The following is a 10,646-nucleotide window of genomic DNA, read 5'->3' on the forward strand; positions in this document are numbered from 1 at the left end:
GGCCCACCGTGGCCGACAATGGACCCGTGACCCCCGAAGACTTCGCCGCGCTCCTCGCCCCCGAGGGCCACGCCCTCCTCGACTCGCTCCGGGACTACGACCCCGCCCAGGAGCTGGCCGTCGCCACCCGGCTGCGCCGCGACCACCCCGCCGCACTGGTCTCCGCAGCCCTCGGACAGGCCCGGCTGCGGCAGCGCGCGGTGGCGAAGTTCGGGGCCGAGGACGCCCACCGGATGTACTTCACCCCCGGCGGCGGGGAGATGGCCACCCGCGCCTCGGTGGCCGCGTACCGCGCCGAGCGGCTCGCCGCCCTGGGCGTACGGAGCCTCGCGGACCTCTGCTGCGGGATCGGCGGCGACGCCCTCGCCCTGGCCCGGCTCGGCATCCGCGTCCTGGCGGTGGACCACGATCCGCTGACCGTCGCCGTCGCGCGCGCCAATGCGGCGGCGCTGGGGCTGGAGGACCTGATCGAGGTCCGGGAGGCCGATGTAACGGAGGTCGACACCGCGGGCTACGACGCCGTCTTCATCGACCCGGCCCGCCGGGGCGGACGGGGCCGGATCTTCGATCCGGAGTCCTATTCGCCGCCGCTGTCCTGGGCGATCGCCACCGCCCGCGCGGCGAAGGTCGCCGCCATCAAGATCGCCCCGGGGATCCCGCACGAGGCGGTGCCCGCCGAGGCCCAGGCCGAGTGGATCTCCGACCAGGGGGACGTGAAGGAGGCGGTGCTGTGGTTCGGGACGGCGCCGGGCGAGATCCGCGCCACCCTGCTGCCCGGCCCCCGCGCGCTGGCCACCGCCGATCCGCTGCCCGACCCCGAGGCCGGACCCGTCGGCCGCTACCTCTACGAGCCCGACGGCGCCGTCATCCGGGCCCACCTCGTCGCCGAGGTCGCCGAGCAGCTCGGCGGCCGGCTGATCGACCCGACCATCGCCTACATCACCGCCGACGAGCTGCGCGAGACCCCGTACGCGACCTCGTACGAGATCACCGACGCCCTGCCGTTCGGGCTGAAGAAGCTCAAGGCGCTGCTGCGCGAGCGCGGGGTCGGCATCCTCACGGTGAAGAAGCGCGGCTCCGCGATCGAGCCCGAGGAGCTGCGCAAGAAGGTGAAGCCGCAGGGGCCGAACTCGGCCACGGTGTTCCTGACCCGGGTCGCCGGGGCCCCCTCGATGCTGATCGGCTCACCGACCGCCCGCCCCTGACGGCCCGCCGGGCTGCCGGACCGCTCCCCCGAAGACGCGCAGCGCCCACCGGTAGTGCGCGCCCGCCTTGCCGAGGCCCAGCAGGGCGGTGACCCACAGGATCATGCCGAGGCCCATGGTGTAGGCGACCTCGCCGTAGGTGTCGGCTCCGGGCCGGGCCGACGCCGCCGACCCGAAGGTCACCCAGAGTCCGAGCCCGCCCAGGGCGAAGGAGGCCAGCAGCCAGGTCAGGCTGCGCCCGGGCGCCCGTACGGCCGCGTCCACGGACGGGTCCCGGTCCAACTCCGCCCAGGCACACAGCAGCCGGCGTACCTGCCGGTCCCGCTTGGCGCCCCAGGCGAACCAGAACCCGGCCGGTATCAGCACGCCCACGCCGAGCACGGCGAAGATCAGGCCGAAGAGGTACGCGAGCGGCTCGTGCGTCTCGATGGCCATCAGCGCCATGCCGACGAAGGACCAGCCCAGGGCGAAGACCGCCGAGACCGCCCAGAGGAGCATGAGCCGGCCGAAGCCCAGACTGCGCCGCCCGAGCTCCCCCAGGAACCGGGCGCGGTCGGCCCGTACGGCGCGTACGGCGTGCTCGTCGAACCAGGCGCGCAGGTGAGCGGGAGGGGGCGGCGGCGGCAGGTCACGGCGGGGCATGCCCATGACCATATCCGCCCGCCACGGGGTCCCGCGGGCCGCCGGGCGGAGACTCAGCCTCCGCCCGGACCTCCGACCTCCACCGACTCGAAGCGCCAGCGGTGGACCGCCCGCGTGATCAAATCGGCTGCGGGCTCCGGCAGTTCGGGAAGTTCCGCGCCGATCCCCTCGGACGTCTCCCACCAGGTGATGACGAGCACCCGGTCCTGCGGGGCGCTGAACACCTCACGCCTCACCGGGTCTTGGGCCAGGATCCGCGAACGGGCCCACTCCAGAAGCTCGTTGGCCCGCCCGGGCACGGCGCGGGCCTCCCACATCAGCGCGATGGTGCTCACGAGTACAGGTTGTCCTTGCTCAGCTCGTGCACGTGGTCGTGGTCGTGCGCATGACCGTGTCCGTGGCCGTGGCCGTCCCCGTGTCCGTCCCCGTGGGAATGGCCGTGGGAATGGCCGGGAACATGCGGGTCGGTCACCGGCAGCGAGGAGTCCGCCGACAGGTCCCAGTCCGAGGCGGCCCTGTTCCGCTTGACCATCTCCGCGCCGAGCGCCGCCACCATCGCGCCGTTGTCCGTGCACAGCCCTGGCCGCGGCACCCGCAGGATGATCCCCGCGTCGTCGCACCGCTCCTGGGCGAGCGAGCGCAGCCGGGAGTTGGCCGCGACACCGCCGCCGATCATCAGGTGGTCGACGCCCTCGTCCTTGCAGGCGCGGATCGCCTTGCGGGTCAGCACGTCCACCACGGCTTCCTGGAAGGAGGCCGCCACATCGCGCACCGGCACGTCCTCGCCCGCCTTGCGCTTCGCCTCGATCCAGCGGGCGACCGAGGTCTTGAGCCCGGAGAAGGAGAAGTCGTACGGGGCGTCGCGCGGCCCCGTCAGCCCGCGCGGGAAGGCGATCGCCTTCGGGTCCCCCTCGCGGGCGAGCCGGTCGATGACCGGGCCGCCGGGGAAGCCCAGCTGCAGGACGCGCGCGATCTTGTCGAAGGCCTCGCCCGCCGCGTCGTCGATGGTCGCGCCGAGCGGCCGTACGTCGGAGGTGATGTCGGGGGCCAGCAGCAGCGAGGAGTGCCCGCCGGAGACCAGCAGCGCCATCGTCGGCTCGGGCAGCGGCCCGTGCTCCAGCTGGTCGACGCAGATGTGCGAGGCCAGGTGGTTCACCCCGTACAGCGGCTTGCCCAGTGCGTACGCGTAGGCCTTCGCGGCGGAGACGCCCACCAGCAGGGCCCCCGCGAGGCCGGGGCCGGCGGTGACGGCGATGCCGTCGAGGTCGCGGGCGCTGACCCCGGCCTCCTTCAGGGCGCGCTCGATGGTGGGGACCATCGCCTCCAGGTGCGCGCGGGAGGCCACCTCGGGCACGACCCCGCCGAAGCGGGCGTGCTCGTCGACGCTCGACGCGATGGCGTCCGCGAGCAGCGTGGTGCCGCGGACGACGCCCACGCCGGTCTCGTCGCAGGAGGTCTCGATGCCGAGGACGAGCGGTTCGTCAGCCATGGGTCGTCTCACCTTGCAGGGGTACGGAGTCGGGGAGTGCGGAGTCGGGGTCCGCGGGATCGGAGGGGGCCGCGGGGGCCGCTGGGTCGGAGAGTCGGCGCATCACGAGGGCGTCCACATTGCCGGGCTGGTAGTAGCCGCGCCGGAAGCCGATCGGCTCGAAGCCGAAGCGCGCGTAGAGCTTCTGGGCCCGGACGTTGTCGACCCGCACCTCCAGCAGCACCTCGGCGCACTCGAACGCGGTCGCGGCGCGCAGCAGATCGGTCAGCAGCCGGGCGCCGAGCCCGGTGCCCCACTGGTCGCGGGCCGCGGCGATGGTCTGTACGTCGGCCAGGTCCCCGGCGGCGGCCAGCCCGGCGTAGCCGACCAGCCGGCCGGCCTCCTCGGCCACGACGTAGCGGCGCGTGGCGCCGGGGCCGCGGGCGTGGGCGAGCTCGGACCAGAACATCCCGGCCGACCAGGCGTCCTCGGGGAACAGCTCGTGCTCCATCTCCAGCACGGGCCCGATGTCCCACCAGCGCATCTCGCGCAGGACGACGGCTGAGGTGGCTGTCACTGCGGGGTGACCACCTTGTAGTTCTTGGGCACCTCGGCGTCGGGCCGGCGCAGGTAGAGCGGGGTCGGGGGCAGGAAAGCCTCGCCCGCCGCCAGTCGCTCCGCGGCCAGGGCGGCCAGCGCGGCGGCGCTCTGGTGCTCGGGGGCCCGCGCGTCGGTGAAGACCTCCGGGTAGAGCTGCGCGCCCTGTCCGACGGCGGGCAGTCCGGCGACGCGCTCGGCGATATCGGCCGGCCGGTCCACGGCGGGCTCGCCGGCCCGGGTGCGGGGGTCCTCGTAGCGCGCCCAGTAGACCTCCTTGCGCCGGGCGTCGGTGGCCACGGTGAAGGGGCCCTCGATCCCGGCCGCGCCGGCCGCGTAGGCCAGGCCGTCGAGGGTGCAGAGCCCGTGGACGGGCACGCCGAGGACGGAGGCGAAGGTGGCCGCGGTCACGAGGCCGACGCGCAGTCCCGTGTAGGGGCCGGGGCCGACGCCGACGACGATGCCGGTGACGGCTTCGAGCTTCACCCCCGCCGCGGCGAGGACCTTGTCGACGGAGGGCAGCAGGAGCTCCCCGTGGCGGCGGGCGTCGACCTGGTTCGACTCGGCGAGGACGGACTCGCCGTCGTGCAGGGCGACGGTGACGGCGGGCGTGGCGGTATCTACAGCGAGCAAGAGCACGCGAACAGCCTACGACTCCGGGGCCCCCGGCCCTTGCGGCCGGTCTGCGGGCACCCCTGCTGCTACCTTCGGACCAGGTGTCGGGGTGTGATCGTCCGCCCGACATCCGACTGGCATCGACTGACCATGCGGAGAGGTGGAGCAAGGTGGCACGCAGCAGCTCGGGAATCGTGGCCGGGCTCACCGTCGCGGCGCTCGCCGTCGTCGGTTTCCTCGGCTACCAGGCCTCCGCCTCCGCTCCCGCGCTCCCGCCGAAGGCCTCCGCGCAGAGCCCGGTGCCCGCTCCGAGCGACTCGGGACCCGCCAAGACGGACCCGGCGAAGCCGGTGGCCCTCCCGGCCGATTCCGGCACCGGGGTACGCGTCGTGTACTCGCTGAGCGCCAAGCGCGTGTGGCTGGTGGGACCCGCCGGGGAGCCGAAATCCTTCGCGGTGGTGCCGAGCACGGTGCACCCGGCGCCCGGCAGGTACACGGTGGGCGGCCGCACGGGCGCGGTGACCGGCTCGGACGGGGTGCCGATCGAGCACGTCGTCCGGTTCGCGAGTCCGCAGGGGGTCACGGTCGGCTTCAGCGCCCGCGTGGACAACACCCTCCCGGCGCCCGATCCGGCCAAGAAGACCGGCGGTGTCCGCATGCTGCGCGCGGACGGGGACGCGATGTGGGCCTTCGCGACGATCGGCTCGAAGGTCGTCGTCGTTCCCTGACCCGACCGGCCGAACCGACCGGCCGCGACGCGCCAAGTTCACTCGTACGGGGACTGCGCCTTCAGGCGGTCCCCGCTTCAGGCCGCTTCGGACTCCGGGGCGGCCTGTTCGCCGTCGAAGTCCTGTTCGCTGCCCTCCGCCCCTTCCCCTACGGGATCGGGGTCCGGGACGCGCTCGCGCGCGGGCGGTGTCGACACGGCGCTGGCGGCGGCGCCCGCGGCGAGCAGTGCCCCCACGGACACGGCGGACGGGCGCGGGACGCCCGCTGCTCCTGTTGTCGACATGGCTGCCTCCTGGCCGGGGCCAGTCCGCACTTAGGTACGCCTAACCAGCCCTCGGTACCATGTGACCACGCGCCCCGCCGCCCGCGCAATATCTTCCCGACGACTTGTCGGAACGTTTCTCGCCGCGCCGCGCTACGCCTACTCCGGCGACAGGACCCCCGCGAGGCTCTCCAGACCCGCCCCGGCGGACCAGCGGGTGCCGATCCCGCGGACCATGACCTCGCGCACGTCGTCCAGGACCTCCTCGTGGCCGACCGCCCGGCGGATCACCACGTGCAGCCGGTCGTCGGACAGCTCCTCGACCTTGCCGTCGCCCCACTCCACGACGACGACGGACTCGGGCAGCGAGACGTCGAGGTCCAGGTCCTCCATCTCGTCCAGCCCGCCGCCCAGCCGGTACGCGTCCACGTGCACCAGCGCCGGACCGCCGGTCAGCGAGGGGTGGACCCGGGCGATCACGAAGGTCGGCGAGGTCACGGCCCCGCGCACGCCCAGGCCCTCGCCGAGGCCGCGGGTCAGGGTGGTCTTCCCGGCGCCGAGCTCCCCGGTCAGCAGGACGAGGTCGCCGGGGCGCAGCAGACCGGCGATCCGGCGCCCGAGGTCCTGCATGGCGTCGGGCGAGCCGACGGTGACGTGCGTTTCCGTGTCAGGTACTTCTTCCATGCCTGCCAACGTTAGCCGCTGCGGACACCGTCCCGGTGCGCGCGAGCAGCTCGGTGAGCAGCCGGGTCACGGTGTCCGGGTGCTCCAGCATCATCAGGTGCCCGGCGGGCTCCAGGACGACCAGCTCCGCGGAGGGCAGCGCTTCCTTGATGGCCCCGCTGTGCTCGGGTGGGGTGATCATGTCGCGGTCCCCGGCGATGATCGTGACGGGGATGTCCGCGAACCGCTGGAGGGTGGCCGTCTTGTCGTGCGCCTGGAAGGCCGGGTAGAACTCGGCGACCACGTCGATGGGCGTGGCCTCGATGAGCCGCTCGGCGAAGCGGGCGACGGCCGGATCGACGTCGCGGGAGGCGAAGGAGTACATCTTGACCATCCCGGCGAACAGGTCGGCGGTGGCCCGCCGGCCCTTCTCCACCAGCTCCACCTGGGAGCCGAGCGCCTTGAGCACCCCGGGCAGCAGGCGCCGTACCGTGCTGAGGCCCAGGGCGGGCAGCCCGTACGTGACCTCGTCCAGCCGGCCGCTGGAGGTGCCGACCAGCGCCACTCCGGCCACCCGGTCCCGGATGAGGCCGGGGAACTCCTGGGCCAGTCCCATGATGGTCATCCCGCCCATCGAGTGACCGACCAGGATCAGCGGGCCCTCGGGGGCGGCGGCGTCGATGACGGCCTTCAGGTCGCGGCCGAGCTGCTCGAAGGTGACCGGCTCGCCGTCGGCCTGGGCCAGGCCGCGCGCGCTGCGGCCGTGGCTGCGCTGGTCCCAGTAGACGGCGCGGACCAGGCCGCGCAGGGCGGCGCGCTGGAAGTGCCAGGAGTCCTGCGCGAGGCAGTAGCCGTGGCAGAACACCACGGTCGGCCGGGCCGGGGCCCTGCGGCGCAGCCGGCGCCGCTTGCCGTCCTCGGGCAGTTCGTCGACCTCGTAGTAGAGCGCGGTGCCGTCCTCGGCCCGCGCGGTGCCGGGGGCGCCGCGCAGGGATCCGTAGTCCCCGGTCGCGTCGAGCGCGAGGCGCGCCTTCATCCGCATGCCCCGGCCGACGGTGATCCGTTCGACCGCGACCCCGGCCGCCGCTCCGGCGGCTATCACGCCGATGGCGGCGCCGGCCCAGCCCGCCTTGCGCCAGTTCTCGCTCACGCCGCCGCCCTCACTCAGCCGTTGAGGTATACGCGGGGGACCCGGCCCCCGATACGGGTGACGATCTCATACCCGATCGTGTGCGCCGCTCGAGCCCAGTCCTCAGCGGTGGGTTCGCCGCGCTCCGCGTCCCCGAAGATGACGGCCTCGTCGCCGACGCGGGCGTGGCCGCCTTCCAGGTCGACCACGAACTGGTCCATGGCCACGCGCCCGGCGACGGTGCGGATGCGGCCGCCGACGAGCACCGGGCCGGCCCCGGACGCCTGGCGCGGGACGCCGTCGGCGTAGCCGGCCGGGATCAGCGCGAGGGTGGTCTCCCGGTCGGTGACGTAGTGGTGCCCGTAGCTGACCCCGTGCCCGGCCGGCACGGTCTTGACCAGCGCGACGGTGGCCTTGAGGGCCATCGCGGGCCGCAGGCCGAGCTGGGCGGGGGTGCCGAGCTCGGGCGCGGGCGAGACCCCGTAGAGGGCCAGGCCGCAGCGGACCAGGTCGAAGTGGGACTCGGGGAGGGTGAGCGTGGCCGGCGAGTTGGCGATGTGCCGGACCTCGGGCTCGACGCCCTCCTTCTCCGCGTACGCGAGCATGTCGCGGAAGGCGGCCAGCTGGAGCTGGATGGAGGGGTGTCCGGGCTCGTCGGCGCAGGCGAAGTGCGACCAGACGCCGGTGACGCGGACGGTGCCCTCGGACTGGGCGGCGACGGCCGCCGTCACCAGGGCCTCCCAGTCGGCGGGCTGGCAGCCGTTGCGGCCCAGGCCCGTGTCGGCCTTGAGGTGGATCCGGGCCGTCAGGCCGGCGGCGCGGGCGGCTTCCCGTACTTCGTCGAGGGCCCACAGCGCGCTGACGGACACGTCGATACCGGCTTCGACGGCCTCCCGCCAAGGTCCGCCGGGGGTCCACAGCCAGCACAGAACGGGCCCTTCGAGCCCGGCGGCGCGCAGTGCGAGGGCCTCCTCGGGCGTGGCGGTCCCGAGCCAGCTCGCACCGGCCTCCTGGGCGGCCTTGGCGCAGGCCACGGCCCCGTGCCCGTAGGCGTCCGCCTTGACGACGGCCATCAGGGCGGAGCGGGGCGCCCGCTCGCGCAGGGCCCGTACGTTCGCCCTGACGGCGTCAAGATCGATCTCGGCGTACACGCGCGCGGCTGTCTCGTTCATCCCCCACAGTCTCTCAGAGCCCCGCCTGTTCGGCTTCCTTTACGGCTTCCTTTACGGCTTCCTTTACGGCTTCCCTTCCGGGTCCGTCAGCCGAGGGACCCGGTACCGGACCATCCGTCGGCGTCGACCTCGACGGAAGGGGAGGCGGATGTCTGATCCACCGGGTTGCCCAGGGCGTCGGTTCCGCCCGGGTAGAACAGGAGCCGGCCTTCCTTCGTGGTCGCCCACATGTCGGCGGTGCCGTCCCCGTTGGCGTCGGCGCCCGCCGCGATCCGGGGACGGTTGTCCTGGGTGTAGCCGCGGCCGAATTCGGTGCGGGTGCCGATGCTGCCGAAGCTGCCGCCGTCACGGCCGTGGTACAGCCACACATTGCCGTCGGTCTTATTACGGGCCAGCAGGTCGACCCGGCCGTCGCCGTCGGCATCACCGGGCGCGGTCAGCGTCATCGCGTCCCAGCCGCCGGTACCCAGGTTGACGGGCGGCTTCACCGAGACGGGCGTGCCGGGAGCGGCGGGAACGCCGTCGTAGCGGTACAGCGCGTCGCCGTACTGGGCGACGAGGTCGGGGAAGCCGTCGCCGGTGGCGTCACCGACTCCGACGATCTTCGCGGTGGCCGGCAGCCCGGTCGCCAGCACGGTGTGCCCGTAGATCCTGCCGTCGCCCAGGTTCGGGAACAGCCTCAGCTCGCCCTGGACCCGGGCCACGATGTCCTCCGCGCCGTCGCCGGTCCAGTCCCCCCGGTGGGTGACCGAGGCACCCGACCATCCCTTCGTCCCGACGAGGACGGGGGCTCCCAGGCCACCGCTGCCGTTGCCGGGGTACAGGTGCATCTCGCCCTTGGCGTCGTCCACGGCGAGGAGGTCCGGCAGGGCATCGCCGTCGAGGTCCCCGGGCACGCGACGCACCGTGGTGATGACGGGAGCGTGGTCGGAGAAGGCGAGCTTCGGTTCCTCCGGCACCGTGTAGGGGTCCGTCTGGTCCATCAGGGAGTGGTCGACCTCGATGGAGGTGAACCGGTTCCGCTTGCTGGTCAGAACGTGGTCGTACCGGTGGGTCAACCCCGTGCGCTCGCCCCCGGAAGTCGTCGGCTTCTCCCACCCCATGTGGGTGAACTCGTCGTTCGTGTAGCGGGCGAGGCTCCCGGCGAGCGGCGCCAGGGAAGCGTCCGTCTCCTTCGCGTTGAGGTCCCCGCCGAGGATCAGTCCGGAGCCGAACTCCGCCCCGAGCTCCGACCGGATCTTCCGCGCCTGCAGTTCGCGGAGCACGCTCTCGGGCGTACGCTTGCCCGCCTCCGTCTCCTTTCCGGCGAAGAGGTGCGTGGTGCAGATCTTGTCCGGCCAGCCCTCCTTGCGGACGCACAGCACGGGCTTGATGCGGCCGGACAGCGCGGCGAGCTGCTCGGCGGTCGGCGTGACCGCATTGGGAACGGACGCGAAGTCCGCCGCGGTGACCGTTGCCGGAGCCGACTCGAACGACTGGACGGCCGTGTCGGGCACAGTGCCCTTGACCGCGATCAGCACGCCCAGGTTCCCGGCGAGCGTATCGGTGCGGCAGTTCGTCCTGAGGAGCCCCTCGGCGTTCCTGTGGCTCTCGCCGACCGCGTGGACGATCGTCCAGCCCGGGAGCTTGGCTTCCAGAAGCTCCTCGTGGGTCAGGCCCTTGTCTTCCACCCCCGGCACGGCCGGCGGGTTGTTCCGGGAGCCGCAGGCCTCCTGCAGCATCACCACGTCGGCCTGCTGCTTCGTGGCGAGCGCGGCGACCGCATCCATCTTCAGCTCGGGTTCGTTGCGCTTCGGGCAGTAGCCCGACGTCACGCCGCGGGTACCGCCCGCCTCACCGCAGATGTTCCACGAGATCACCCGCAGCTCACCCGCCGCCGGCGGTGGCACGGCCTCCTCGGCCTGCGCCGTTCCCGCCGTCAGCAGGGACGCCGCCGCGGCCGCGGCAGCGATGAGCCCGGTGGCGGCACGCCACTTCCCGGGCACCAAAAAACTTCTCAAAACCCCTCCACATGTGGTCCTGGACCACCTGCCGCCACGATGTGGCGCCCCCAGGTGCCCCCCGGGACGGCCGAACACACGGCACCGGCCCCGGATCATGATCACGGTACTGCCCTCTCTCCCGGGCGTTCGAGGCGGCCCTCGACCCGTCGGCCCGCCCCCCC

Annotated in this window: 12 protein-coding genes; 2 read left to right on the plus strand and 10 right to left on the minus strand. The window is 73.4% G+C overall.

The annotated features are described in order from the left end of the window. The first annotated feature begins 26 nt into the window (after window positions 1-26). Window positions 27-1,205: a class I SAM-dependent methyltransferase gene (locus AC061S_RS38950; protein WP_478690604.1), complete on the plus strand. Its 1,179-nt coding sequence runs from the start codon at window positions 27-29 to the stop codon at window positions 1,203-1,205. Here the strand turns inward: AC061S_RS38950 and AC061S_RS38955 are convergent. From AC061S_RS38955 to tsaB, 5 genes are read right to left on the minus strand one after another with little or no spacing between them, the layout of a single operon-like run. Beyond that, window positions 1,185-1,847 carry a hypothetical protein gene (locus AC061S_RS38955; protein ID WP_478690605.1) on the minus strand — a complete coding sequence of 221 codons (663 nt, stop codon included), beginning with the start codon at window positions 1,845-1,847 and terminating at the stop codon, window positions 1,185-1,187. The two genes, AC061S_RS38950 and AC061S_RS38955, sit on opposite strands and share 21 nt — an antisense overlap. Before the next feature lie 53 nt (window positions 1,848-1,900). Further along, window positions 1,901-2,182 (minus strand): hypothetical protein, encoded by a 282-nt coding sequence (locus AC061S_RS38960; RefSeq protein WP_478690606.1) that lies wholly within the window; start codon window positions 2,180-2,182, stop codon window positions 1,901-1,903. After that, window positions 2,179-3,336: a tRNA (adenosine(37)-N6)-threonylcarbamoyltransferase complex transferase subunit TsaD gene (tsaD, locus tag AC061S_RS38965; RefSeq protein WP_478690607.1), complete on the minus strand. Its 1,158-nt coding sequence runs from the start codon at window positions 3,334-3,336 to the stop codon at window positions 2,179-2,181. The genes AC061S_RS38960 and tsaD overlap by 4 nt, the downstream gene beginning before the upstream one ends. Continuing rightward, window positions 3,329-3,859, minus strand: coding sequence for a ribosomal protein S18-alanine N-acetyltransferase (gene rimI / locus AC061S_RS38970; RefSeq protein WP_478690614.1), 531 nt, complete (start codon window positions 3,857-3,859; stop codon window positions 3,329-3,331). Before rimI ends, tsaD begins: the two co-directional genes overlap by 8 nt. Window positions 3,860-3,888: 29 nt before the next feature. After that, window positions 3,889-4,551, minus strand: a complete 663-nt coding sequence (gene tsaB / locus AC061S_RS38975; RefSeq protein ID WP_478690608.1) for a tRNA (adenosine(37)-N6)-threonylcarbamoyltransferase complex dimerization subunit type 1 TsaB — start codon at window positions 4,549-4,551, stop codon at window positions 3,889-3,891. 146 nt (window positions 4,552-4,697) lie between these two features. Here tsaB and AC061S_RS38980 point away from each other — a divergent pair, with 146 nt between their 5' ends. Next, window positions 4,698-5,255 carry a hypothetical protein gene (locus AC061S_RS38980; protein ID WP_478690609.1) on the plus strand — a complete coding sequence of 186 codons (558 nt, stop codon included), beginning with the start codon at window positions 4,698-4,700 and terminating at the stop codon, window positions 5,253-5,255. A gap of 77 nt (window positions 5,256-5,332) precedes the next feature. Here the strand turns inward: AC061S_RS38980 and AC061S_RS38985 are convergent, their stop codons facing one another. The 5 genes from AC061S_RS38985 to AC061S_RS39005 form a co-directional block, all read right to left on the minus strand. Then, on the minus strand, window positions 5,333-5,539 hold the full coding sequence (locus tag AC061S_RS38985) for a hypothetical protein (protein WP_478690610.1): 207 nt from the start codon (window positions 5,537-5,539) through the stop codon (window positions 5,333-5,335). Between the two features lie 138 nt (window positions 5,540-5,677). Then, the gene (gene tsaE / locus AC061S_RS38990) at window positions 5,678-6,202 is read right to left on the minus strand and encodes a tRNA (adenosine(37)-N6)-threonylcarbamoyltransferase complex ATPase subunit type 1 TsaE (protein WP_389694499.1); all 525 of its coding nucleotides are present in this window, start codon (window positions 6,200-6,202) and stop codon (window positions 5,678-5,680) included. Further along, entirely contained in the window at window positions 6,186-7,331 is a 1,146-nt protein-coding gene (locus AC061S_RS38995) for an alpha/beta fold hydrolase (RefSeq protein WP_478690611.1), read from the minus strand. The genes tsaE and AC061S_RS38995 overlap by 17 nt, the downstream gene beginning before the upstream one ends. Before the next feature lie 14 nt (window positions 7,332-7,345). After that, on the minus strand, window positions 7,346-8,482 hold the full coding sequence (alr, locus tag AC061S_RS39000; protein ID WP_478690612.1) for an alanine racemase: 1,137 nt from the start codon (window positions 8,480-8,482) through the stop codon (window positions 7,346-7,348). Window positions 8,483-8,568: 86 nt separating this feature from the next. Next, complete coding sequence (locus tag AC061S_RS39005) at window positions 8,569-10,467, minus strand: FG-GAP-like repeat-containing protein (RefSeq protein ID WP_478690613.1); 1,899 nt, start codon at window positions 10,465-10,467, stop codon at window positions 8,569-8,571. Window positions 10,468-10,646: the final 179 nt, after the last annotated feature.

Source organism: Streptomyces sp. CA189 (assembly GCF_056428985.1).